This window comes from Vibrio sp. Isolate34, assembly GCF_022397915.1.
Lineage (GTDB): Bacteria > Pseudomonadota > Gammaproteobacteria > Enterobacterales > Vibrionaceae > Vibrio.
The window spans coordinates 232,356-256,495 of the sequence record NZ_JAKEUO010000005.1; the positions used below are offsets into that span (position 1 = coordinate 232,356).

General features: G+C 44.6%; 20 protein-coding genes. 7 read left to right on the plus strand and 13 right to left on the minus strand.

The window, feature by feature from the left end; genetic code table 11:
* Positions 1 to 38 precede the first annotated feature (38 nt).
* Entirely contained in the window at positions 39 to 1,043 is a 1,005-nt protein-coding gene (locus L1D22_RS08090; RefSeq protein WP_239829344.1) for a sugar-binding transcriptional regulator, read from the plus strand.
* Between the two features lie 99 nt (positions 1,044 to 1,142).
* Here the strand turns inward: L1D22_RS08090 and L1D22_RS08095 are convergent, their stop codons facing one another.
* The 7 genes from L1D22_RS08095 to moeA all read right to left on the minus strand — a co-directional run bounded on the left by L1D22_RS08095 (position 1,143) and on the right by moeA (position 10,225).
* Positions 1,143 to 3,443, minus strand: a complete 2,301-nt coding sequence (locus L1D22_RS08095; protein WP_239829345.1) for an EAL domain-containing protein — start codon at positions 3,441 to 3,443, stop codon at positions 1,143 to 1,145.
* Between the two features lie 386 nt (positions 3,444 to 3,829).
* The gene (locus L1D22_RS08100; RefSeq protein WP_239829346.1) at positions 3,830 to 4,678 is read right to left on the minus strand and encodes a sulfurtransferase; all 849 of its coding nucleotides are present in this window, start codon (positions 4,676 to 4,678) and stop codon (positions 3,830 to 3,832) included.
* Positions 4,679 to 4,728: 50 nt separating this feature from the next.
* Positions 4,729 to 5,043, minus strand: a complete 315-nt coding sequence (locus tag L1D22_RS08105; RefSeq protein ID WP_239829347.1) for a hypothetical protein — start codon at positions 5,041 to 5,043, stop codon at positions 4,729 to 4,731.
* Between the two features lie 176 nt (positions 5,044 to 5,219).
* Positions 5,220 to 5,828: a hypothetical protein gene (locus L1D22_RS08110; protein WP_239829348.1), complete on the minus strand. Its 609-nt coding sequence runs from the start codon at positions 5,826 to 5,828 to the stop codon at positions 5,220 to 5,222.
* Between the two features lie 11 nt (positions 5,829 to 5,839).
* Positions 5,840 to 7,975 (minus strand): LruC domain-containing protein, encoded by a 2,136-nt coding sequence (locus L1D22_RS08115; RefSeq protein ID WP_239829349.1) that lies wholly within the window; start codon positions 7,973 to 7,975, stop codon positions 5,840 to 5,842.
* 252 nt (positions 7,976 to 8,227) lie between these two features.
* Complete coding sequence (moeB, locus tag L1D22_RS08120) at positions 8,228 to 8,977, minus strand: molybdopterin-synthase adenylyltransferase MoeB (protein WP_239829350.1); 750 nt, start codon at positions 8,975 to 8,977, stop codon at positions 8,228 to 8,230.
* Between the two features lie 12 nt (positions 8,978 to 8,989).
* Entirely contained in the window at positions 8,990 to 10,225 is a 1,236-nt protein-coding gene (gene moeA, locus L1D22_RS08125) for a molybdopterin molybdotransferase MoeA (protein ID WP_239829351.1), read from the minus strand.
* 215 nt (positions 10,226 to 10,440) lie between these two features.
* Between moeA and folE the strand changes: the two genes are divergently transcribed.
* Positions 10,441 to 11,094: a GTP cyclohydrolase I FolE gene (folE, locus tag L1D22_RS08130; RefSeq protein WP_004737232.1), complete on the plus strand. Its 654-nt coding sequence runs from the start codon at positions 10,441 to 10,443 to the stop codon at positions 11,092 to 11,094.
* 257 nt (positions 11,095 to 11,351) lie between these two features.
* Here the strand turns inward: folE and L1D22_RS08135 are convergent, their stop codons facing one another.
* From L1D22_RS08135 to L1D22_RS08150, 4 genes are all read right to left on the minus strand, one after another.
* The gene (locus L1D22_RS08135) at positions 11,352 to 11,951 is read right to left on the minus strand and encodes a hypothetical protein (protein ID WP_239829352.1); all 600 of its coding nucleotides are present in this window, start codon (positions 11,949 to 11,951) and stop codon (positions 11,352 to 11,354) included.
* Complete coding sequence (locus tag L1D22_RS08140) at positions 11,944 to 12,483, minus strand: YaeQ family protein (protein ID WP_017631131.1); 540 nt, start codon at positions 12,481 to 12,483, stop codon at positions 11,944 to 11,946. Before L1D22_RS08140 ends, L1D22_RS08135 begins: the two co-directional genes overlap by 8 nt.
* Positions 12,484 to 12,600: 117 nt before the next feature.
* Positions 12,601 to 12,810 (minus strand): cold-shock protein, encoded by a 210-nt coding sequence (locus L1D22_RS08145; RefSeq protein ID WP_010430417.1) that lies wholly within the window; start codon positions 12,808 to 12,810, stop codon positions 12,601 to 12,603.
* A 444-nt stretch (positions 12,811 to 13,254) separates the two neighbouring features.
* Positions 13,255 to 14,346 (minus strand): PQQ-dependent sugar dehydrogenase, encoded by a 1,092-nt coding sequence (locus tag L1D22_RS08150; RefSeq protein WP_239829353.1) that lies wholly within the window; start codon positions 14,344 to 14,346, stop codon positions 13,255 to 13,257.
* 267 nt (positions 14,347 to 14,613) lie between these two features.
* On the opposite strand from L1D22_RS08150, the gene L1D22_RS08155 reads away from it, so the two are divergent.
* Entirely contained in the window at positions 14,614 to 15,807 is a 1,194-nt protein-coding gene (locus tag L1D22_RS08155) for a multidrug effflux MFS transporter (protein WP_239829354.1), read from the plus strand.
* A gap of 102 nt (positions 15,808 to 15,909) precedes the next feature.
* Here the strand turns inward: L1D22_RS08155 and L1D22_RS08160 are convergent, their stop codons facing one another.
* Positions 15,910 to 16,695 carry an ABC transporter ATP-binding protein gene (locus tag L1D22_RS08160; RefSeq protein WP_239829355.1) on the minus strand — a complete coding sequence of 262 codons (786 nt, stop codon included), beginning with the start codon at positions 16,693 to 16,695 and terminating at the stop codon, positions 15,910 to 15,912.
* A 74-nt stretch (positions 16,696 to 16,769) separates the two neighbouring features.
* Positions 16,770 to 17,528: a siderophore ferric iron reductase gene (locus L1D22_RS08165; protein ID WP_239829356.1), complete on the minus strand. Its 759-nt coding sequence runs from the start codon at positions 17,526 to 17,528 to the stop codon at positions 16,770 to 16,772.
* A 219-nt stretch (positions 17,529 to 17,747) separates the two neighbouring features.
* Here L1D22_RS08165 and L1D22_RS08170 point away from each other — a divergent pair, with 219 nt between their 5' ends.
* From L1D22_RS08170 to fhuB, 4 genes are all read left to right on the plus strand, one after another.
* Entirely contained in the window at positions 17,748 to 18,656 is a 909-nt protein-coding gene (locus L1D22_RS08170; protein ID WP_116871426.1) for an AraC family transcriptional regulator, read from the plus strand.
* A gap of 207 nt (positions 18,657 to 18,863) precedes the next feature.
* Positions 18,864 to 20,987 (plus strand): TonB-dependent siderophore receptor, encoded by a 2,124-nt coding sequence (locus L1D22_RS08175; protein WP_239829357.1) that lies wholly within the window; start codon positions 18,864 to 18,866, stop codon positions 20,985 to 20,987.
* Positions 20,988 to 21,073: 86 nt separating this feature from the next.
* Positions 21,074 to 22,027, plus strand: a complete 954-nt coding sequence (locus L1D22_RS08180; RefSeq protein ID WP_239829358.1) for an iron-siderophore ABC transporter substrate-binding protein — start codon at positions 21,074 to 21,076, stop codon at positions 22,025 to 22,027.
* Positions 22,027 to 24,021, plus strand: a complete 1,995-nt coding sequence (fhuB, locus tag L1D22_RS08185) for a Fe(3+)-hydroxamate ABC transporter permease FhuB (protein WP_239829359.1) — start codon at positions 22,027 to 22,029, stop codon at positions 24,019 to 24,021. Before L1D22_RS08180 ends, fhuB begins: the two co-directional genes overlap by 1 nt.
* Positions 24,022 to 24,140 lie beyond the last annotated feature (119 nt).

Below are 24,140 nucleotides of genomic sequence, written 5' to 3' on the forward strand. Positions count from 1 at the left end.
GCAGGTAAAATAATTGTTAAATATAGGTTGCGTGGTATATGAGTAAGAATATCCAAGATGTTTCCGAAGAAAACACTGATCTCCTCACTGAAGTGGCTGTTGCTTATTATCAGGATGGCGCGACACAAGAAGAGATCTCCAAAAAGTACTCTATCTCTCGTGCAAAGGTTGGTCGAATGCTCAAACAAGCACGCGACGAGGGTATTGTTGAGATCACTGTGAAATACCACCCAGTATTCAGTGCCAAGATAGAACAACGCCTGATTGAGCGCTTTGGTGTGAAACGTGCACTTGTGGCACTAGACCAACCAAACGAAGAGAAGCAGCGACTGCAAGTTGCAGGCTTAGTGTCTAACTATTTAACCAGTACCTTGAAAAACGGCATGGTAGTAACAGTAGGCCAAGGGCGAAACGTATCGTCTGTTGCTCACCACACTGGCGTAATTACGCCACGTGATTGTAAGTTCGTGTGTGGTATCGGCGGTATTCACCCAAGAGGCGGTATGTTTAATGCCGACCATATATGTAGACAACTAGCCAAAAAGTACGGCGGCTCTTCTGAAACCTTGTATGCGCCCGCTTATGCAGAAAACAAAGCGCAAAAAACGGCATTCATGGAAAACAGCACCGTTAAGCAAACCCTCGATTTGGCGCGAAAGGCCGATGTTGCTTTAGTCGGTATTGGTGACATGAGTGAAAACAGCTACATGGTCGACCTAGGTTGGTTTACCGCACGTGAGGTGGTTCAATCTCGATTATTGCAAGGTGTGGTCGGTGACTTTGCGGGTTACGACTTTTTCGACGTTCACGGCAAAGCAGCAAACACTGTAATGAGTGACCGAGTCATCGGCTTAGGCTTAGAAGAGTTCCGACCAATAGCAGAAGTGATCGCCATCGCTGCTGAGAACAGTAAACCATTAGCTCTGTTAGGTGCATTAAGAACCGGCGTAGTCGATGTTATAGCAACCAGCGTAAGCAATGCTTTAACGGTTCTTAACTTGGATGAGCAGATGAAGCACTCTGAGTTAGACGAAAATCGTTAAGCTATGAGTATTATAGATAAACACAAGGGAGCCCTCTCGCTTGGGCTTCCTTTTTTGATTCATCGCGTTATTCGTGAGCTGGGTGAGATCAACTGACAGCTATGCCGTTAGTTCTGGTCGTTCTATTGTCTCAACCTGAATTGGTGCTAGATACTCACACAGTTCATCGTAAGGAATAGGGCGAGAGAAGTAATAGCCTTGCATTAAATCACATCCACAAGCCTTTAGAATCGAGAAGTGCTCGTTTGATTCTACGCCTTCTGCTAATACCACCATGCCGAAGTTTTTACCGATTGCGATAATGTTTTGCACCATAGTCAGTGACTGCTGGTCTATAGCGATGTTCTCAATGAAACTCTTATCAATCTTAAGTTCGTCGATAGGGAGTGCTTTCAACATGCTCAACGATGAGTAGCCAGTACCAAAGTCATCCAGAGAGATCTTAATATCGTTTTCTTTAAGTGCTTCAAACAGTGGTTTCACTATGGCTACATCTTCAATGAACAAACTCTCCGTAATCTCTAGCGTTAAACAGCTTGGAGAGAACTGATACTTTTCAAGCGTAGCGAACAAGTGGTCAGAGAACGACTTATGGGAAAACTGACGAACCGATATGTTGATCGACAGCCCGATCTTCTGTTCTGTCGTTCGATGCAAATGAGCGATCTGCATAATGCTCGATTCAATAATAAACGTGCCGAGTTTTTGCATTAAGCCCGTACTTTCTGCCACCGGAATAAACACATCGGGCGGGACAAAACCTAACTCGTCATCAATCCAGCGCACCAGTGCTTCGACACCATGAGTGCTCTTATCGGTACGTACCAAAGGTTGAAAAGCCATGAACAGCGTCTGCTTCTCGATAGCGATACGTAGCCTCTGTTCTACTTTCATTTTGTAGAGGTGAGCGTCTTGCATCGCCGTGGTGAAAATACTGTATGAGTTTTGTTGTTGCTTCGCTTTGTACATCGAAATATCGGCAGAGCGGAGCAAGCTATCTAAATCTTTTCCGTGTTCAGGGAAGCGGGCAATACCGATACTGCAGCCGAGTAAGAACTGAGAGTGTTCGACTTCATAAGGTTGAGAAAGCACTTCAATAATCCGCTCAGCGAGTCGTTTAGTCTCAGATTCGTTCGTTAACGGCGTTAAGAATAGAAACTCGTCGCTCGATTCACGTACCAACAAGCTGAGTCGAGAACGGAATCGCATCAAACGTAACGCAATCTGTTTAAGTACCTTGTCACCGAAGTCGTGCCCGTGAGTATCATTAACACACTTAAAGTTATCGATATCGATAAACAGCAACGAGAATTGCTCTGACTCATCTTCAATCCATTTATCAATATTTCGACGCATGTACAAGCGGTTTGGCAGAGAAGTTAATGGATCGTGATTCGCTTGGTAGATCAGTTGGCTTCGCGTTCTTTGCTCGTTCTTGGCAATCGACTTAACCAACGCGTAAAACCCAAATTGCAGGAGCATAAAGACAATGAAAAGAATACCAAACTCTTTTTCGAAAACGTTATCGACGTGGGCAAGGTCTGTTTGGCCGACAACCCAAAGATTGTAATCGGGGATGTATTTAGTACTTACTAAGGAGTGGTGTTGGTCATCACTGATCAAAGAGTAGGTTTCTTTGCCCGTTTTTGCATCTTCGACGCTGATGCCTATTTGTGTGGAGAAGTTTTTGGAGATACGAGCGATTACATCAAGATCAACAGGATCTAAGTAGGCATCAAGTGACTCAATATCGCTCGAATAAAACTGTCGATAGTTGTCGGGTCTTAGTAAGGTTAGGGTGTTGTAGCTGCCGGCGTGTGCATTGTTCTCGAATACTATTGTACTGTCTAAGCGTAGACCTGCAGTCATTACCGCATCGACATTTTTGCCATCGATGGAGATCGATTTTCTTAGCGGAATCACCAAACTGTTCAATGATTCTTGGAAATAGGTACGCCCCAACACCATCTTTTCGCTAGACATAGCCTCTAGAAATGAATCTCTGGTGTATGGGTGGTTAAGTAGGTTGTGTTGATTCGACAATTGTAGGTTGGAGCTAATCGCTAGGTAGTCTCCTTGAGGGTTTAGCAATCCAAATGCCGCAATCGCAGGGTGAGTATCAAGCAACTTGTCCAATATTGGTCGAATTTGAATCGAGGCAGTACGAGTGAAGTCAGACTGTTGAGCCAATTGATGCCCAACAACTTCAAGAAGCGCTTCTTGACTGGTGAGAAGCGAGCTTACAGAGCTAGAAAACAGCTCAACTTGGATATGCTGTTGCTCAATGAAGTCATCTCTGTTTGCTTGCCACTTGGTTACGCCCAACACGGCGAAAAGTATCAAGGTAAGCAGTACGATCAGAGCGTACAGCGACCAGATATTTTTCTTGAATAGAGCCATGAGATGCCTTTTGTTGGTTACTACTTCTAACAGAGTGCAAGTGACAAACTATTGGGTCGTCAGCGTGATTCATGCAATGAAAGATACAAACGCCAATGATGAAAGTATCAATGATTAAATAGTGTAACGACTACGAACGAAGATTCTTGAGTGAAATATTAACATTCACACCACTAATAACGATTAGTGCATGATTGCTCACGATTTATGCTTAGCAAATTTATACAGATGAATCAAAGAACAGTGCTAATCGAGACTTGGTCTCAAACGAATATAGCGTTACCGTAAAGCAAAGAGCTTATTCAATGAGACGTTAAGTCATCACTAATAGTAAGCCCTTTATGCATGCGCAGTATATTCTAACAGTAGCAGTAAGCGAAGTTGAATTACTTTTTGGTCACAGCGATAGGTAATTGCTCGTTAGCACCCCATTCAGTCCATGAGCCGTCGTAAACGCCCATTTCGCCCGAGTATCCCGCCAGCTTAGCGGCCAGTAGAATGATGCAGGCCGTCACACCGGAACCACAACTAAAGAACATAGGTTGAGAGGGGGTTAAAGCTAACGTTGAAAAGATGTCGGATAGCTCTTCTTGGGATTTCAATTTGCCTGTATTCAATACTTGCGCGAAGGGCAAACAAATCGAATTGGGAATATGGCCACTGCGCAAGCCTTCACGTGGCTCTGGTACTTCTGAATCGAAACGAGCTTGTGAACGTGCATCTAGAATGTTTGCACTTTTGTCATCGGAATAACTTAGGATTTGCTGAGCATTTACAAAGTAGTTGTCATGAATATGACCTTCGAAATTACCCGGTATTACTTCAGTTCTGTACGAAGTTTCTGTGGCGTAACCAGCTTCGATCCATGCAGGCAAACCACCATTTAAGATGTAAACGTTTTTGTGCCCCATCGCCATAAACATCCACCACGCACGAGGTGAAGCAAAGGTTCCTGAGTTATCGTAAACCACAACCGTACTGTCGTGATTGATACCAATTTCACGAGCACGAGTGTTGAAGTGTTTTTCGGAAGGGAACATATGGGGAAGCATGGTGTGCTTGTTGCAAAAGTCTTTGTCGTAATCAAAACGAATAGCACTAGGAATCATTTGTCCTTTGATCTTTTCCGATTCACTTGGGATCTGAAATTCGATACTGGCGTCTAGGATGATGATGTTGTTTTCTTCTAGCAAACGTTGTTGAAGCTGTTCCGGTGAAATGAGTGGCTGATTCATTCTTTTTATATCCATTTTTGTTGTAGTTATTAATGTTGTTATATCTATTACTAAGGCGTAGTTCTACAGTGGATGAACTGATAGCTGCTTTGTCCGGTTATTTGATTGTTTAATGTATCAAGCGCGACCACAGAATCAATAGGGCAGTCTGTGGTGGGTGCAATGGAAACGCGAAATACTTGATCATCTTCTGTCTGAACGGTGAGGTAACGTCTGTGTCCGTCTAGAGATTGAGTGAGAGTATTGGAAACCACTTTGGCTTGAATGCGTTGTCCTGTCTCTGAGGTCAAAGGAAAATAGGTAAGAGCCAAGAGTACGCCCACACCACACATTAAGATAAATAGACCTATTTTTAACTGTTTCATGAGAGTAAGTCTTTGAAGGTTATCTTGAAAATATAAGTGAGATCGGAGTTAAAGTGAATCAAGTCAATCAGAAAAAATGAACTCACTCTAGATTCGAACCCAAACAAAAAGTGAGCATTTCAGCTCACTTTAAAGTTATACGTAATTTGTTATGAAAAACTCTTAACTGAGATCTCTTACCAAACGATCTGGGAATCACTGCTTGATACCACTTGCTGTAATGGTGGTTGACCATCATAAAACCAAATTTCGACCAACAGTGAGTCGTGATTGACTGGAGCCGTAAAGTTAGACGCGAAGACTCCGTTGTTTAATGAGCCTGCAATCACTTTACTCGAGTAGTCTGGTTTTAAGGTAGAGTCATCTCGTGTGCTGAAACGGCTATAAACGGTGACAAATGAGCGAGCTGTTGAAATGTTGCTGATGTCGATGTCGAGATCAAACTGTTCAACAGAGCTGTAATCAAAGCCATCGGGCACAACCACATCATTCATTGTATAGATTGGTGCCGCTGCTGCACTTGTCGCTGAAGATGTCGTTCCTGTTACTGGAGTTGAAGGCGCGGCTGGCGTCGACGGTGTTGCTGGTGATGGCGTAGATGCACTGCCGCCACCTCCACCGCCGCCCCCACAGCCAACTAATACCAATGGAGTGACAGCGAGAATAAGAGCCAACGATTTTTTCATGTTCCAAGTTCTGTTTGCAGACATACCATCTTCCTTAGCTAGATTGTGACTCGAATCAACGCAGTGAGTTTCTCGATATTGTTTATTGTGAGTATTCATAGCGTTTCTCCTTATGGCTCGTAACTTTGGTTGTCTGCTGGTGATGCGTACCAAGTTTGGTTATTTTCACCGCTTGATTCTGCCCACTGCTTAAACTCTGGGTAAGCAGTTACGATATCCACGTATTCTTGCGGCCATTCCCATTCCTCTGTTGATGTAATGATCAGCGCCCAAGGGTGATTCTCTGCTGTTTTGAAATATTTACCTGTTGATGGGTTACTGTCATCGACGCCTAACCCAGCTTCAAAGAGGTTATCGGTATCAAAGGCTTCCGTTGGCGCTTGGTCTGGCAAGTGAACTTCCCAACTGCGTCCTGGGTGCAGAGGTAGATTTTCACCGTGATAGTAGCCAGGTGTTGCAAAGATAAACGGGTCGTAAGGCATATCTGTCCATGTATCAGTACTAATTCCATCGCCTGATAAGCTGATTCCTATTTGGAAAGAGAACTGTTCGTCGTCTTTACATGAGTTACTAGTTCGATAGAAGGTACATGATGTTTCTGTTTTAGACGTTAAATCTTCGGCGGCAATAAATATCGCCTCACTACGTCCGTCCTCCATGTCTAAGTCAGTAAAGACGCCATTGTGTTTCATGTAAGAACTACCGCTGTCTACCGAGCTTGGAGCAAGGTTTGGTAAGCGAACAGCGAAACCATTTCTATAGGTTGCACCAACAGCAGCTAGGCGACCGTCGATAGTGGATTTCACTACTTTTCCGTCTTTTAGGATTTCTGTGATTCGATACATAATCACGGCATCATTCATATCGTAGTCGGCTTTATAAGGCCAGTTGTCTTCATACGCCAAGGTCGCGTAACCCGAAGCGCTTGGGAAGTAACGAGCTGTAGCACCGTCATTAAGAACATCGACTTGGATATCAACCACCTCACCAGAGGTTGAACCACCAAAGTAGCTCAGGTTGGTTTGTTGACTGAATCTGAAACGAGCCCAAGTTGTCCCCGTTAATGCGTTGATATCAACATTAAGGAACAGGTCATTCTCGCCCGCATCCAGTTGGTAGTCGGTAAATACCTGCTCATTAGCGCCGTCGAAGCTGCCATCTTGGTTCCAATCAATCCAAGCTGAAAGGTAACCGGTTGTTGAAGCTTCAATAACAACTTTTGAATCGAGTCCGGCTTCAAGTGCGGTAACAAAACCGATACCACCGTTTGCCCACTCGTCATCAATGCCAACACTTTCATCAGATTGCGGTGTTACGTAGCCATCAAGGTCAGCATCTGGTGCGTCTGTACCTAACCAGGTGACCCCATCAAGTTCATGTCGAGGACCATTGCTTGCAAGTAGAGTTAGGTAGCTGTCTGGTGCGTCACCGAAGTCGATGTTTGAATCTTCATCCACAACAGGCGCATTCGCACAACGAGCACCATCATTTTGATTAGAAGAAGGGCCATTCGATACGAATTCAACGGCAGGAACAATACCCGCTGCGATGTTAGCTGCGTTATCTGGTGATAAGTTGATTCGGTAGATCTTACCGTCTTGATTTCGAGATACGTAGTAGTAGCCGTTTACATCGAAATAACCTGCACCGAACGTACCTGTTTCTCCAGTATCACCGATGTAGGTCTCTGCCCCCGTTGTAGGGTTGAAGCTGTATAAGCCACCAGAGTTATTATCGATACCATATAGAGAGCCATCGCTTGGGTGGAAAGCGAAATCAGTTAATTTCACCGTTGCTGGGCTGCCTACAATTTTGTTAACGGTAACTGTCGCATTTGGATCGGTATCTAAAGGCGATAGATCAACCGTGAACAGCCCTTTGCCAGTGCGGTACAGGTAGTAAACATGATCGTAAACGTCACCCACATAGAAGGTATGGTCGGTTGGTAATCCGCTGGTATTGATGACTTCTGCTTGGAAGTCTTGACCAAGACGTACTAGGCGTTTATTGGTGGTGTCATAACCGTAGATGTATCTGTCTTCGAAGTCGAAACCGACACCGTTTATGTTGGCGTTCATTCCTGTGTCGTCTTCTAATAGGGTAGTTGAACCAGTAACGAGGTTAACGCCCCAGACTTGCACAGGGGTGGACTGAAAAAGGTATGCCTTACTAGGGCAAGTATCGAATGGCGCTGCGTTGGCGACCAGTGGCGCACTTAATAGCAAACTTAACGTTGTAATTCTCATATCTACATCCTTGTGATGGAAGGTCTAGATACTTAATCAAGTAATGTGCCATTTTTAAATTATTGATTTTAATGCTTTTTATTTTTTATAATTCAAGTTTTTGGTGTTTTCTCAAAATGAGAATTCAAATGAAACTAATCTCTTAATAACTATTCCAATTTGATAACCTCGAGTAGAAGCTAAACTTCAGACATAAAAAAGCCCTGACTTATCGTCAAGGCTTAGGTTCTCGATAGGGGGATATGGTTTAGTCTATCCACACACCGAACAACTCGGCATCTTCGTTAAGTTCATTTCACGCCAGCTGTGCGACATAGCGTCGAGAATCAGAAGCTTACCTTGCTTTGGTTGTCCAAACTTAGCGATAACTTTGATCGCTTCCAAAGCTTGAGCTGCCCCAACCATACCGACAACAGGAGCCATCACACCAGCTTCGACACAGCTAAGTGCTGCGTTGCCGAATAGAGCGCTTAAGCATTGATAGCAAGGTGCGTTCTCATCTTGATAAGTGAATACGCTAATCTGACCTTCCATGCGAATCGCAGCGCCAGAAACCAGTGGCGTTTTTGATGCGTAACACAAGCGATTCAATTGATTGCGCGTTTCGACATTGTCGCTGGCATCAAGTACGAGTGAATGCGCTTCAATGAGCTTCGCCAGTGCCTCGTCATCTAGCCTGTGATCGACGGTCTCTACTTTTAGGTGTGGGTTTAACACCTGCAAGGATTCTGCGGCTGAAACGACCTTTTTCTTACCAATGTCAGCATCGGTGTGAAGTACTTGGCGCTGTAAATTAGAAAGCTCGACAATATCGTCATCGATTAGCGTTAGCTTACCAATGCCTGCAGTCGCAAGATATTGGGCAGAAGCGCAGCCTAAGCCGCCAGCTCCTAACACCAGTATTGAGTTTTGTTTCAGCGCTTCTTGGCCCTCAAAATCAAACTGTTTAAGGATGATCTGGCGGTTGTAGCGAAGCATTTCTGCGTCAGAAAGTATTTCCATCAGCAAGCCTCGTTAGTAAAGTGTAGAGTTAAACAGTTGAATTTGAACTGTTTCGCCGACTTCTACACGACCACGTTCACGTTCTAGTACCACAAAGCAGTTTGCTAGGCTCATTGAGCGGAAAGCGCCAGAGCTTTGGTTACCTGTTGTTTCAACCACAAACTGACCGTTTTCAATCGAGTAGATGCCACGTTGGTAATCCGTACGACCTGGGCCTTTTTTGAATGCCGATTTAGTCGTTGCTGGAATAGATTCTGGTGCTGTCCATGCAGTATGACCTGCAAGTTTAGCCAGCATAGGTTGAACCAACACGTACATCGTCATCATTGCAGAAACTGGGTTACCCGGCAGGCCACAGAACCAAGCGTTGTCTAACTCACCAAAAGCGAATGGCTTGCCCGGTTTGATTGCCAGTTTCCAAAAGCCGATTTCGCCAAGCTCTTCAAGAATGTCTTTGGTGTAATCCGCTTCACCGACACTTACGCCTCCAGAAGTGACGACTACGTCTGCCAATTCTTGTGCTTTCACAAAGGTTTCTTTAAGCGTTGCAGGGCAATCAGGAATAATACCTAGGTCAATCGCTTCGCAACCAAACGCTTCAATCAGCGGTTTGATACCGTAGCGGTTGCTGTCGTAGATCTGACCATCTTCAAGAGGCTGACCTAAAGGTTTTAGCTCATCACCAGTAGAGAAGAAAGCGACCTTCGGTTTGTGTGCAACGGTCACATGGCTCACACCAAGTGAAGCGATCATTGGAATATCACGAGGTGTTAAACGTTCGCCACGGCTAAGAACGATGTCACCTTGTTTAATGTCGTCACCCGTAGGGCGAATGTTGTTGTTCAGTTTGATATCGTCTTGCTGAATCTCAATGCCCGCCTCGGTTTCACGAGTATTTTCTTGCATGATGACGGCATTACAACCTTCTGGGATTTTTGCACCAGTCATAATGCGAATACAGGTATTGCTTGGCCATTCGCCCTCAAATGGCTGACCCGCAAAAGATTTACCCGCCAATGGCAGTACTTTACCGTTCTCTAGGTCCGCTAAACGCAGCGCGTAACCGTCCATTGCTGAGTTATCAAAAGGAGGTACAAAAATAGGGGAGAGTATGTCTTCAGCAAGAACGTAGCCTAATGCATCCGCCAATGGCAGAGTTAGAGTTGTTTGAATAGGTTTGATTGGTGACAGCAGCTTATCTAGTGCTTCTTCAATTGGCATTAAGCCCGGAGCGTCGCAACAGCCCATAATTGAAATCCTTTGATCGTTATTGTTTTGATTTTGTGGTTGGCAATGGTGGTTGAAAAGCGATCAGAACACCTGATTCGCCAACGAAATTCTAGCCACTCTAGCACAGTTTAAGCCCCGTAAATAATGACCTCCCTTAAAATATGGGTGTATTTATTCAAAATTCCGAGTATCCTTGTTTGCCATCCAGAAGGGGTAATAAAAGAGGAAGTTCAATGTCAGGTCTTAGCGAATCAGCGAAGTTGGTTAAAGATGCGCTAGCAAGCCGTGGTTTAGAGACACCAATGAGTCCTAACCAGGTTAGCCGAGAAGAGAAAAAGGAACGAATCGAACACCATATGCGTGAGATTCTCACTCTACTCGAACTTGATCTTACGGACGATAGTCTGGAAGAAACACCACACCGCATTGCCAAAATGTACGTGGATGAGATTTTCTCTGGTTTGGATTACGCTAATTTCCCTAAAATTACCGTCATTGAAAACAAGATGGGTGTTCGTGAGATGGTACGTGTAAAAGACATTACCGTGACCAGTACTTGTGAGCATCACTTAGTGACCATCGATGGTAAAACAGCGGTTGCTTACATCCCTCGCGGTAAAATCATTGGTTTGTCTAAGATCAACCGTATCGTGCGCTTCTTTGCACAGCGTCCACAAGTTCAAGAGCGTATGACTCAGCAGATCCTTGTCGCTTTGCAAACCTTGCTTGAAACAGAAGATGTTGCAGTAACTATGGATGCGGTTCACTACTGCGTTAAATCACGCGGCGTGATGGACGCAACCAGTGAAACAACAACCACAGCACTAGGCGGTATTTTTAAATCTAACCCAGCTACGCGTCACGAATTCTTACACGGCCTGCGTTAATCGCCTTGTGATTTGATAAGTACGATTTAGCCTCAGTAGATCGGCAACCAAGATTCTAAGCCTCGCACTCAGCGGGGCTTTTTTGTACCTGTAATAAAGTTAATTGCATGACTACGAATGTCGTCATTCTTTAGAGCGAAGAATGAGCGAGTAGGGGATCTGCACTTATGCGCTGAATTGATAATGGAAGCGATAGCTGTAAATAGATGCGCTCTACAGGGTGTAAAGCGCAAACTTGATTTCAGCTAATGGAATGCTTACGAAAGGTTAAATAAACGCTTTAAGCTATGAATCAAACCGGACGGCTTATTCTCTGCTTGATAGATGTTCAAGCCATCATAAAAACTCGCCATGAACTCAACACGGATTTCATCATCTGTGCTTCTTGATAAGCGAGACAGCAGTTTGGCGGTCGCTGCCGCGTGATCGTTGGCTAGGCTGTAATCCATTCCAAGTCGACCTTGAATGAACAACCATAAATGCGTTACTAACTTTAACTGCTGAGAGTTCGAGTTTTGAAACTTGTCGCCGTGCTCACTGCCTACCGTATTATCGAAGACATTTTGCATCGCTTCGCTAGCATCTTTGTTACTCTCAAAGCGATAGCTTGCGTCGATATGCTCTTTGGTCAACAGGCCAAGCAGTGTCTGACGTGCTGAGTTATCAGGCTTATTCTCACAAGCGTGTTTAAACAGGGCATGGTTGTCGTCGATAAAAGAGGTTAGCTCTTTCTCGAAACCTGTCGCAATTGCAGTTACTGAGTCTAAACCAGACTCTTTCAAACAAACGTAGAGTTTAGTTTTAGCTTGCTGGTTTGCTTCAAGTTTTTGCTGACTGTTAGTTGGTAGCTCAGTCATTACTCTGTAACTCTTCCCACGTCACTTCAGCTGATTGCGTGTCGCTATTTACGAACGCTGAGTTGCCCGTCAGCATCACTGAAAGATCCATTGTACGCTGAGTCATTGCGGCTAATTGCTCGATACCGTCGTTGTCTAGACGAACGATTTGGGCTTTTAGGTAACCGAATTTGCCTTTGTTCTGCTCCCACCAAACGTTTGATTTAGTGTTGAAGCTGAATACGCGCACAGATTTAGATAGACGAGTCGCCTTCTTGACACGTTCAGGGTCCGGTTCGCCTACATCAACCCATTCTAGGATCTGATCATCTAAAGACTTCTGCCATAAATCTGGTTCTTCAATGCTAGACAACCCTTTAGTGAACTCAAGTTCAGGAGAGGCATTGATACAAAAAGCCATGATACGAGCCATCATTCGCTGTTCTGTTTCAGAGGGATGTTGTGCAACCGTTAGATTAAAAGAGTCGTAATAGTCGCGATTCATATCGGTTAAAGAGATACGAAACTTGTAGATTGTCGGTTTAAGAGCCATTGAGGAGGTGTCTTAGGTAGAAATAGTGAAGGGGAATATTACCTTAAATCTCTGAATAGCGGGTAAAAAAATAGCCAGCAGAGGCTGGCTATTTTTAGAAAGCTTTAAAATACTAAATTAAAGTACTTTGATGCTGTCAGCTTGTGGGCCTTTTTGACCTTGAGATACTACGAACTCAACTTTTTGGCCTTCAGCAAGAGTTTTGAAACCGTCGCCTGTGATAGCAGAGAAGTGTGCGAATACGTCTGGGCCGTTTTCTTGTTGAATGAAGCCGAAGCCTTTAGTTTCGTTGAACCACTTTACTGTACCAGTAACTGTGTTAGACATGATGTTATCCCTAAAATTAATTTTTATAGTGAGCCAATTGTGGCACTGATAGCGTGGAAAAGTTTATTGCTATTGCGTACAACACAACGGGGTTACTAGTAATCCAACGAAATGTTTATATACAAAGAACTTTCTTTCTAGCCGGAATCGAGTCTAAATCAAATCAGGGGATAGTCAATCGAATACATAGGGAAAGGTTGCAGAAACTTGGGGGTAGTCAAACTTTGCATTCCTTAAATATCATGTAGTTACAGTTGTATGGTGATTTCTTGTCGTTTTTGTGAAAAACATAGGTATGTTTGATGACAAAATTAGAGTCGTTGCACGGTTTTGGTACGTTCTGCTTTGAGACAAGAAAGCCGTTAAACTGCTTGAACCCCAGTATTTAACGGCTTCATTTATAAAAACATTGTCGAATATTGTCTTCTCGTATAGGAGCTATTCTTACTTTTTCAGTCGGTAAAGGTTGCCGTTGTCAGTGCTAAAATAAATGTCCCCGTTTGGTGAAGTTTCTATGTCTCTTATTCGTTCACCTAACTCTTCTAGTAGGCGCTCTTCTTTTATTGCCTCACCTTGTTCATTGACCGTCACCACATTGATATGAGTAAGCTTAAGTGCCCCCGCTAACAGTTTCCCTTTGAGTTCAGGAAACTTATTCCCTTGATAAACCACTAAGCTGCCAGGTGCAATTGAGGGGATGTAGACCTTTTTAGGCGCTTCGATGCCTTCTTTGGTTTCCGAATCACCAACGCTGATAGGGCCCCAATACTCTTTGCCATGTGATGTGACAGGCCACCCGTAGTTGGCTCCTGCTTTTATTAGGTTAATTTCATCACCGCCACGAGGGCCGTGCTCAATAGACCAAAGCTTTTGACTTGGGAAATCATAGAAAAGTCCTTGTGGGTTGCGGTGACCGAAACTCCAAATCTCGTCGAGAACCTTGTCGTTATTTACAAATGGGTTATCGCTTGGTGTGCTCCCGTCAGCATTCAAGCGCAATATCGAACCAGCATGGGTTAGGGTGTTTTGACCGTTGTCTCGGTCACCACGGTCGCCAATGGAAAAGTACAGGTGACTATCGTCAAAGGTAATGCGGCTCCCAAAGTGACGACCTGTGTCAGTTCTCGACTTGGAAACAAACACATCTTGCCAATTGGACACTTCATTGCCTTTGTATGTAGCAGAAGCGAGTGTGGTTACGCCTTCGCCATCGACGTCTTTACTGTAGGTAACATAGAACTTATCTTCTTCGAAAGGTGATAGCGTGATATCCAACAGACCACCTTGTCCTTTTGCCCATATATTAGGGAGCCTGAACAGCGTGCTCTGGTCACCCGTTTTTAAATCAACGTGTTTAATAACGCCTGCTTTTTCTGTGAGAAGCATAGAGTCGTCATCGACATAAGCTAGACCCCATGGGATTACGAGACCGTCTGTGATCTTCTCAGCTTGCCAAGCAAAAGCCGTTGTTGAGGAAAGGGGACCAGACACAATAAGTGCCAAAGCAGAGGAGAGAATGCGGTGATAAGTGTTCATTGAAGTCCCTTCAGTATTACGATCTAGTGTTAGTCTAGCGTGTGTCAGCGACAGGCGGAAAGTTAAGGAGTGTGAAAAGTGACTATTCACATATTTAGTTCAGTCGGTATTGTATGATTATACAAGCTCACGTATGTTTACCCTGCCATACTCTAATTGATCCTTTCGGAGCGCCATGAATACCACACCTGCAACATTCTCTCTATTTTTTACACCTCAATGTTGTTTGGTTGATATTCCGAGCCTTTTAACTACGTGTACCACATCATGAGCCGTCGATTTGATTTTAAGTCGATCTTACTGGCGTGTTTGGTCATCAGTATCGGCCAACTCAGTATGGGTTTGGTGTTTCCGTCTTTACCTTGGATCGCGAAGGATTTTGATGTCTCGCTAGAGCAAGCTCAGCTTCTGGTGAGTGTGTATTTGTTGGGGTTTGGTCCATCTCAGTTTATTTATGGACCTATTTCAGACGCTCTAGGGCGTAAAAAGGTGCTCTTGAGTGGCCTGTTACTCGCCATGCTTGGCCTGTTGATGATCATCTTCTTCAGCCATTCATTTACCAGCATGGTGTTGGGTCGATTCCTGCAAGGTTTAGGAACAGGTTGTTGTGCGGTGCTTGCTCGCGCTTCCACAAGAGATAGATTCAGCGGATCTGACTTACCCTTGGCGATGTCCTATATCGCCATGGTAGCGTCTATCACTCCTCTGATTGCGCCTGTTATCGGTGGGTTTATCAACTTCCACTTTGGCTGGAGTATGGTATTCATCTCGTTACTTGGGTATGTATCATTGGCTTGGGGGGTATTGGCCTTCAAATTCAAAGAAACCGTCACTCAGTTCTCAGCGATTCCCTCACCGAAGAAAATGGCGTTGCAATACAAAGAGCTACTCACTTCTCGCTACTTTATGAGCTTTGCAAGCATTGGCTGGCTTAATTTTAGTTTGATGATCACCACTGTGTCGGTGATGCCGTTTATCATGCAGAACCAGATCGGCATGACGTCTGACGAGTACGCGATCTGGGCGGTGATACCTGCATTGGGTATGCTAGGTGGTACCAGCTTGTGTAACCGTATTCGCCCAATGTTAGGCAATAAGAAAACACTGTTATGTACGCCTGTGCTACACATCTCAGCTGCGTTGTGGCTTTTCTTTTGCCCACTTGAGCCTTTATATCTAATGATTGGTCAGTTTTTAATGATACTCGGTAATGGTATTGCGCTTCCTTGTGCTCAAGCTTTGGTGATGTTGCCTTACAAGAAGAATGCAGGCGCGGCGGCCGCGATGTCGGGCGGTGGTCAAATGGTTGTGTCTTCGATTGTCAGTATGGGGCTGGTTAAACTTGGACTAGGAGAGGCGTGGCATTTATCACTGGTCATTGCGTTATTCACTGTGATTACGTTGTTTAATATCCTTCGAGGTTTTAGTAGCCAAGAAGCCAGAGACGCACAGCTTAGCTAGTCAAATTAGCTAGCGATCTCAAATTAAAAAGGCCATTGAAGTGATGAATTTCAATGGCCTTTTTAATGTTCAGCGTTTTGGTTTAAATTGCTAGAATATTGGCTATTCGCAGACCACGGCAACTTTCTCGCTTGCGGCTGTTTTAGCAGGAACAGGATGGTCGATCAGTCGGATAGGGGACTCATACAGTGCAGACAATGCCTGTTCATCGAGTAACTTATCGGCGCTGCCTTCAAAGGCAATCTGACCTTTCTTCAGAGCAACGATGTGTGTTGCGTAGCGCAGTGCAAGGTTCAAGTCGTGAAGAATCACGATAACACCAACGTCTTCCTTTTTGTTCAGTTCAGACAGTAAACCCATCAGTTGGAATTGGTGATGAACATCCAGTGCTGATGTTGGCTCGTCGAGGATCAATACCGGAGACTGTTGTGCAAGCAACATAGAAACCCACGCACGTTGGCGTTCACCGCCGGACAAATCGTCCGCTAGCGCCTGTGAAAACTGAGCAACGCCCGTTCTCTCCATCGCTTGTTGGATGATGGATTTGTCTTCTGAGTTCCAACGACCTAACGCGCCTCGCCAAGGAAAACGGCCTAAGCGAACCAATTCTTCTACCGTTAAGCCTGCAGAAGCTGGGAGCTTTTGCGGCAAATACGCAATCTTCTTAGCTAAGTCTTTGCTTTTTAATGAAGAAAGAGATGCATTGTTTAATTCAACAGTGCCGTAGTCTGGTGACATCTGTCCTGAAAGCAAGTTAACCAATGTTGATTTACCAGAGCCATTGTGACCAAGAACCACGGTAAGCTCATTCGTCGGAATTGAAAGCTCGTCAATTGAGAGAATGGTTCGCTCATCACGAACGATTTTGATGTTTGAAAGCTGAAACATGTCAGTCCTGTGCTAGACCAATAAAGTTGTTCAATAAAAGTCGCTTTACTGGTCTCTAAAAATAGAGGGTGATATTACGCAGTTTTTTTGTTGTCAGGGTGCCTAGGGCAATCGTCACAATACTTCCTAGAATCGCATTTGTAGACTAGGCAACAGCTCACTCTAATCAGTTTAAGCAATCCTGAATCGGCATCGACCTTGAGGCTATCTAAGTGACTTTCAGGTAGTTGGCATGCGTCTAACCAAAGCTTAGCTTGTGCAGTGATGTAGTCGTTGGTCAGGCTTGGTTCATGTTGCTGCAATTTGATCAGACTGCCTAACAGTAGATCTGCCAACAAATGGTTAGTAAAACCAGGGCGGATGCGTGTCCATTCACTTATCTGGCTGCGATAAAACTCAGTAAGTGCAAGTATGGCTTCGCCCGCTTTAGGTATCAATTCCTCAGGTGAGCCGTGTTGATGATCACCATTAAAGAAGCGATATCCTGTGACGAACTCTTTGTACCTAAACTGACCGATATTCTTGATATCAGGCAGGGAGTGAAGGCCGTAGATAGAAACGAAGGTCACATAGATGGGTTGCCAGCAGACGAGATCCCAAGTTCGGGTCAACCAATAAGCTTTACCTGCTTCTGTGTGATTTTCCGCTAAGCCATCGTAAACGCGTTTGATCTCGATATGGCTCTTATCATTCGTCATTGCGATGCTTCTGCTGCTCAGAGAACCATAACTGCCACTCAAATAAGGCGTGACTTGTTTAGAGTAAGCGAAGATTTTTTGATGTAGAGAAGGGGCTCTCCGACGAGTGATGATGTTGTGCAGCTGGGAAAGCATCTTAAACCATTAAATGAGAATCAGTTTCGTTATCATAGCGAACCTTATCGAGGATAACCATACAAAATGGAGCATACCCGCGGAGAACTCGTCATATAAGATATTTATAAATTGAGTAAGGCTTAGTCATTTTTAAGTGATAAAAGTCGCTTTAAATGATAAAAAGTATTTCTGAATCTAATATGTTGTTGCCACTACCGAGAGTTTGAAAGCTTGACTATGAACACACCTGCATTTGACCGTATTAGCCGCGTATTGGCTTATATCCATGCGAACCTTAGCTCGACACTATCGCTAGAAGATATTGCGAAACAGAGCTGTTGGTCTCGCTGGCAGCTGCAAAGAGTGTTTCAAGCTGAAACGGGACTGACCGTGGCAAACTATGTGAGAGAGTTAAAGCTAAGCCAAGCGGCTGAAGAACTGTTGGACAGCAAAGAGCGAGTGATTGATATCGCGCTTGAACTCGGATTCAATTCAGAAATTAGCTTTAGCCGTTCCTTTAAGCAGATGTTTGGCTCCAGTCCTAGTCAGTATAGAAAAGCGGGCAAAAGAGCAGGGCTTAGAAAACCGATACAAGTATCTGAAACGGTTAGTGCTGCTGATAACGGTCCACTCAGTTTTGTTGAGGTACGCATTGATGAAAGAGAGTCATTCCTTGTTAAAGGTATTACCTCCGAAATAAGCGGCTTGTTTTCACTGACACAAGACTTTGCAGAGAAAGTCCCTCAATTGTGGGCGCGCTTGGAAGGCGAAGTGAGCTTACCAGACGACAACGCACTTCAGTTTATTGGTGTTATTGACCTTACCCAATCTTGCTTTGATGGTACCAATATTCATTATTGGGCCGGAGTAGAGCTTAATGATGAGATTTCAATTCCTCAATTGCCGAGCATTATCTCTGATAAGTTAGACGTACTAACCATTCCAAAGCAAACCTATGCCGTGGTTAAACATTGTGGTCCGATTGAGAACCTTAGACACACTCTGAGTTGGTTTGTACTTAATTGGCTGCCGAGTTCTGGCTATCGAGGTGTTGACGGTTATGAGCTTGAAGTATACCCATTGGCCTATCAAGCTCGTGCCACAGATGCAGTTATGGAATACTGGGTTCCCATTATTAAATCGTAGTCATATCTGTGTTTTACGTATTCTTTGTAAAGCCTCTTACTCAATAAGGTCAATTGTGTTTTTAATCATCAATTGACCTTTTTTCGTTATAAATCGGCCAAGTTCTTTGTGAACTTGCACCAAATTGTTAATTATCCCTTTTATAGATACATACAATGCAAATGAGATTTATTATTATTTACAATAAGCATTGGTACCGAGGGAATCATGACCACTCACACTCGTTTTAAGTATTCATCACTTGCAGTTGCATTGCTCACTGCATTTTCAGCGCAAGCGTTGGCGGAAGAAACCGTTACAGCGGCAGATTCGAATGTAGAAACTGTCACAATTATGGGCAAGGCGTATCGTAATACCGCGACTAAGTCGGCACTTGAGCCAGAAGAAACGCCTCAAGGTATTACCGTTATTGATGAAGAACAGTTAGAGCAACGAGGTGTTCAATCTCTGAATCAAGCCCTTCGTTATGCACCGGGTGTTGTAACTGAAAACCGTGGTAGCTCGGTAGCAATGTTTGACTCTTATTCCATTCGTGGTTTTAGCACGAATAACGTTAACTACTACGATGGTCTTTCGCTTCAATTCTTAAATGGTTGGAACCTACAACCACAGATAGATCCGATTGCAATGCAGCAAGTCGAGATCTTCAAAGGGCCTACTTCTGTACTTTATGGCGCGATGCCACCAGGTGGTATGGTGAATATGATCGCTAAAGCGCCACAAACGGAACCGTCGACTAAAGTTGGCGTAGCAACAGGCTCACGTAATTTACAAGAAGCTTCGATCGATACTACTGGTCAGTTTGGTGATAGCGATTTTTCTTACCGTTTGATCGCACTTGCTCGTAAGCAGGACAGTCAAGTTGATAATGCAGAAGAAGAGCGTTACCTAATTGCTCCTTCTGTGGACTGGCAAGCAACAGACAGTACGTTGATTAACTTCAACCTGTACTACCAAAATGATCCTTCAATGGGTATCAACTCGGCAATGCCACTAGACGTGTTGAAAGCAAGCGATCCATCGGTTTCTATGGGTGACAAGAACTGGAGCAAATTTGAGCGTGAAGTTCTTATGGTCGGCTATAAAATCAACCATGAGTTTAATAGCAATTGGACATTCCTACAGAATGCTCGCTATACCGATGCTTCCTTATACCAAGAGAACACTTATCACGTGAGTTACGACCCAAGCACACCTAATCAGCTGGATCGATACTTGTACTCTACCGATGAGAGCTTTAAAGGGTTTGTTATTGATAACCAATTGAGCGGTATTGTGGATGTTGGTTCAGTAGAGCATAACTTGTTGCTTGGTATCGATTACCAAGATCTAGACGGTAATGTTAACTACTCATCGTATAGTGCGAATGGCAGCGGGTTTAATAGCTTTGATCCATTGAATCCGAACAATGATCTACTAGACCGCAGTGATGTGACTAAGACGGGTGAATATCTAGATGACACGACGTCAAGCCAGCTGGGGTTCTACGTTCAAGACCAAGTTCGTCTGGATGCATTAGTACTGATTGCCGGTGCGCGATTTGATCACTACAAATCTGAGAGTGATTACTACGCCCATGAATCTGATCACAAGCAGTTCACTTACCGTTTAGGTGGTTTGTACCAGTTTGATAATGGTTTAGCACCGTTTGCAAGCTATGCGACGAGCTTTGAACCAGCTCCGGGTGTTGATAAAGCAGGCAATGAGTTTGATCCAGAGAACGCACAACAAGCAGAGATTGGTGTGAAATACCTGTCTGACGATATGTCGAAAGAAGCAACGGTTTCTTTATTCCATATCGTTAAGCAAGACATGTTGATGACAGACCCGACTAACGTTTATGGCCCAAGAATCCAAGTGGGTGAAGTGGTATCGCAAGGTGCGGAACTATCAGGACGTTGGTTCGCGACAGAAAGCTTCGATATTGCGGCTGCATACACGTATGTTGACATGGAAATCACTGAAGACTCTAGTAACGGTTTAGAGGGTACGACACCGATCTATGTACCGGAACATACGGCTAATGTGTGGGCTAACTACAACGTATTTAACGGCATGCTAGCGGGTTCTCGATTCAGTGCAGGCGCTCGTTACGTAGGCGAAATGCAAATGGATGCAAGCAACACGCAAGGCAAAGTACCGTCTTACACGGTTGTTGATTTGTCGGTGGGTTATGATTTGGGCGCAGCCAGCGACACACTATCTGGTGCAACTGCTAACCTAGCGGTGAACAATATTTTCAACGAAGAATATTACGCGTGTTACGACCAGTCGAACTGCTGGTTCGGTGCTGAGCAGTCTGTAGAGCTAAGCGTGAACTACGAGTTCTAACGAAGTTAGAGTCTCAATAAAGCAGCCTCACAAGGCTGCTTTTGTCGTTTGTAGAAATATCGAATTTAGATTAAGTAGGCAAATATATGAGCTTAAAACCAATAGCTTCTCATTTTTCTAAAGTAAAAAATTTGAATACAAAACTCGTTCTAACGATGTTAACGAGTGCTTTATCGTTTAACGCGATGGCGGATTTCCAAGTCGAAGACAGTGAAGGGGTCAAAACCCTTGAAGCTCAACCTGTTAGAGTGGCAGCGCTTAACTGGGACATTGCAGAACAAGTGATCGAATTAGGCGTAACGCCAGTTGCTGTGCCTGATATTGCAGGGTATAGCGATTGGGTTGTTCAACCTGCGATACCAGAGGGCGTGGCGGACATTGGCACTCGAACTGAACCTAACTTTTCTGCACTCAAGAAGTTAAACCCAGATGTGATTCTTATCGCTTCACCTCAGAAAGATCTTCAGGAGCGACTTTCAGAAATCGCGCCAGTACTTTACTACCAAACGTACAGCGAGCAGCACAGTAATGCCGAGGCTGCGATTGAGAACTTTAAGAAGATAGGCCAATTGCTTGGTAAAGAAGAGCAAGCGAACAACAAATTGGCTGCGATGGATGAGCGTCTTGAAGTTTTAAAAGCTGAGCTAGATAAAGCGTATCCGGGCGACAAGCCGAAAGTGACGTCTTTCCGTTTTGCGAGCACGACTTCGGTTTACATATACGGTGATAACTCGATTCCGCAATATGCGCTTGAGCAACTAGGCTTTGAAAATGCGATGGATCTTCCTGCGAGTCAGTGGGGCATCAGTCAAAAACGTATGACCGAACTTAAAAACGTCAAGGGAGGCATTGCGCTGTACTTTGAACCTTTCCCATATCAAGACAAGTTAGATCGTTCTCCGGTTTGGAAGAGCATGCCTTTCGTTCGTAATGGTCAATTTAGCCCTGTAGCAGCAAGTTGGAGCTACGGCGGTGCTATGTCGATTTTGTATAACGTAGAAGCGATGGCGCAATCGTTGTTGACGTTAGCGGAGCAGTAATGAAATCCAGTGGTTTGATTATGGGGGCGGTACTATTTTTCGCCGCCCTTATTCATTTATGGTTAGGCCAGTCTGAATTTGGCCCTATCGGTGAGTTATTTCAGCAAGTCTCACAGATCAGCGACATTGTTACATTCAATAAAATGGTCGATGATTCATTCGAGTTAATGGCATTAATCTATGTCAACTTACCTCGTTTAGTGATGGCGATTTTGGTTGGTGGAACACTCGGCACTATCGGTAGTTTGTTCCAACAACTGACGCAGAACCGCATGATGTCTCCACTGACACTCGGTACATCGTCAGGGGCGTGGCTTGGTCTGGTCATTCTAAATGTAGTTGCGCCGATGTTGGTCGCTCAATATTCCGTTTGGTTTGCGCTGATTGGAGCGCTGCTTGCAATGGGGCTCATCGTTTCTATTGTTGGCATCAAAAATATGAGTGGTTTACCGATTGTCTTGGCGGGCATGGCGGTGAATTTATTACTAGGGGCATTTGCGACTGCGATTATCTTGCTTAACGACCAGTATGCGCAGAACTTGTTCGTATGGGGAGCGGGCGATCTAGGGCAGAACGGTTGGGAACAAGTGCTTTGGCTGATGCCTAAGTTACTGCCAATCTTTGCTATTTTCCTGTTGGCTCCAAGGGTTTTGACTCTTCTTTCGATTGGTACAGAAGGGGCTGCGGCGCGTGGTCTTAACATCGGTACGACTTTTTTTGTACTCATGGCGATTGGCGTTTGGCTGGTTTCCGTGTCGATTACTTCGGTGGGTGTGATCAGCTTTATTGGTTTAATTGCGCCAAACATCGCGAAACATTTGGGCTTTTTAAAGGCGAAATCTGAACTCATCGCAAGCTGCGTGTTAGGTGCACTGTTGCTTTGTGTGACCGACAGCTTGGCGATTTTCTTAGCGCAATGGTCTTTGGATATGATTCCTACAGGAACGGCAACCGCGGTGATTGGTGCTCCAGCTTTGATCATTATTGCTCGCAAGCAAATGTCTGCTCAAGACCAGCTATTTTTCTCGATGCCTAAAGGTCCGAAGTCTATTTCATCTTTGGCTTACTTCTTGTTGGGCTCGATGATCCTTGGGTTGCTGGCGTTGAGTACATTGTCTCAGCCTTCTTCAGATATGGGCTACTTCGTTATCCCAGATGCATTTGAATGGTCTATTCGCTGGCCTAGAATGTTAACTGCAATATTCGCCGGTGGCGGTTTGGCTGTGGCGGGTGTGATTTTACAAAGGCTAGTTTACAACCCGCTTGCGAGCCCAGACATTCTTGGTGTGTCGGCGGGTGCGGTGCTAGCCTTGATTTTCAGTAGCCTGTTTATGGGATACTCGATTCACTCACTAAGCCCGTGGGTAGCGTTTTTGGGCAGTGCGATTGCACTCTGTTTGTTGCTGTTCCTTGGTAAGAAGCACCAGTTTGCTCCGTCTATCCTCATTCTCACAGGTATTTCGTTGACCGCAGTGTTAGAGGCCTTAGTGCAGTTTTCCTTAACACGAGTTGGTGAGGGGAAATATACGTTATTGGCTTGGTTGGCAGGCTCTACATATCGTGTTGAACCTGATGCGGCAACGATTATGGCTATCGTGATCACTGTTTGTATTGGGTTAGCTTTACTGTTGAGTCGTTGGGTGACGTTAATTGCGACTGGCCGTCAGTTCGCAAGTGCAAGAGGGCTGAACATCAACATCGCCTATGTGGCTCTGCTGTGTATTGTTGCGGTGTTATGTTCGATGGTGACAACCACCATGGGGCCGGTTGCTTTTGTTGGCTTATTAGCACCACATATTGCGGCCATGGTTGGTGCTCGTTTGGTTCGTGAACAGATCATTCTATCGTTTTTGATCGGTGCGGCATTGATGTTATTTGCCGACTGGCTAGGGCAAGTGGTGGTGTTCCCAGCGCAGCTTACGGCAGGCACACTAGTTTCCATCATTGGTGGTAGTTACTTCATCTTCTTATTACTGAAATCTCGAAGAGCGTAAGTGAACGGCTAGCAAGTTAAGCGCTAAGTTCTTTGCTCATCAAAACAAGCATGAAAGGCAGTGATTGGAATTATCCATCACTGCCTTTTTTCTTGGGCTTTGTGTTTTCGAGACCAAGT

Excerpts from the sequence above, each read along its gene's own strand:
- L1D22_RS08110 (WP_239829348.1), bottom strand. The coding sequence starts at position 5,828 with ATGAATACTCACAATAAACAATATCGAGAAACTCACTGCGTTGATTCG.
- L1D22_RS08140 (WP_017631131.1), bottom strand. The coding sequence starts at position 12,483 with ATGGCTCTTAAACCGACAATCTACAAGTTTCGTATCTCTTTAACCGAT.
- L1D22_RS08145 (WP_010430417.1), bottom strand. The coding sequence starts at position 12,810 with ATGTCTAACACAGTTACTGGTACAGTAAAGTGGTTCAACGAAACTAAA.
- fhuB (WP_239829359.1), top strand. The coding sequence starts at position 22,027 with ATGAAATCCAGTGGTTTGATTATGGGGGCGGTACTATTTTTCGCCGCC.
- L1D22_RS08095 (WP_239829345.1), bottom strand. The coding sequence starts at position 3,443 with ATGGCTCTATTCAAGAAAAATATCTGGTCGCTGTACGCTCTGATCGTA.
- L1D22_RS08170 (WP_116871426.1), top strand. The coding sequence starts at position 17,748 with ATGAACACACCTGCATTTGACCGTATTAGCCGCGTATTGGCTTATATC.
- L1D22_RS08115 (WP_239829349.1), bottom strand. The coding sequence starts at position 7,975 with ATGAGAATTACAACGTTAAGTTTGCTATTAAGTGCGCCACTGGTCGCC.
- folE (WP_004737232.1), top strand. The coding sequence starts at position 10,441 with ATGTCAGGTCTTAGCGAATCAGCGAAGTTGGTTAAAGATGCGCTAGCA.
- L1D22_RS08150 (WP_239829353.1), bottom strand. The coding sequence starts at position 14,346 with ATGAACACTTATCACCGCATTCTCTCCTCTGCTTTGGCACTTATTGTG.
- L1D22_RS08160 (WP_239829355.1), bottom strand. The coding sequence starts at position 16,695 with ATGTTTCAGCTTTCAAACATCAAAATCGTTCGTGATGAGCGAACCATT.
- L1D22_RS08100 (WP_239829346.1), bottom strand. The coding sequence starts at position 4,678 with ATGAATCAGCCACTCATTTCACCGGAACAGCTTCAACAACGTTTGCTA.
- moeB (WP_239829350.1), bottom strand. The coding sequence starts at position 8,977 with ATGGAAATACTTTCTGACGCAGAAATGCTTCGCTACAACCGCCAGATC.
- L1D22_RS08135 (WP_239829352.1), bottom strand. The coding sequence starts at position 11,951 with ATGACTGAGCTACCAACTAACAGTCAGCAAAAACTTGAAGCAAACCAG.
- L1D22_RS08090 (WP_239829344.1), top strand. The coding sequence starts at position 39 with ATGAGTAAGAATATCCAAGATGTTTCCGAAGAAAACACTGATCTCCTC.
- L1D22_RS08105 (WP_239829347.1), bottom strand. The coding sequence starts at position 5,043 with ATGAAACAGTTAAAAATAGGTCTATTTATCTTAATGTGTGGTGTGGGC.
- L1D22_RS08155 (WP_239829354.1), top strand. The coding sequence starts at position 14,614 with ATGAGCCGTCGATTTGATTTTAAGTCGATCTTACTGGCGTGTTTGGTC.
- L1D22_RS08165 (WP_239829356.1), bottom strand. The coding sequence starts at position 17,528 with ATGCTTTCCCAGCTGCACAACATCATCACTCGTCGGAGAGCCCCTTCT.
- L1D22_RS08175 (WP_239829357.1), top strand. The coding sequence starts at position 18,864 with ATGACCACTCACACTCGTTTTAAGTATTCATCACTTGCAGTTGCATTG.
- moeA (WP_239829351.1), bottom strand. The coding sequence starts at position 10,225 with ATGGGCTGTTGCGACGCTCCGGGCTTAATGCCAATTGAAGAAGCACTA.
- L1D22_RS08180 (WP_239829358.1), top strand. The coding sequence starts at position 21,074 with ATGAGCTTAAAACCAATAGCTTCTCATTTTTCTAAAGTAAAAAATTTG.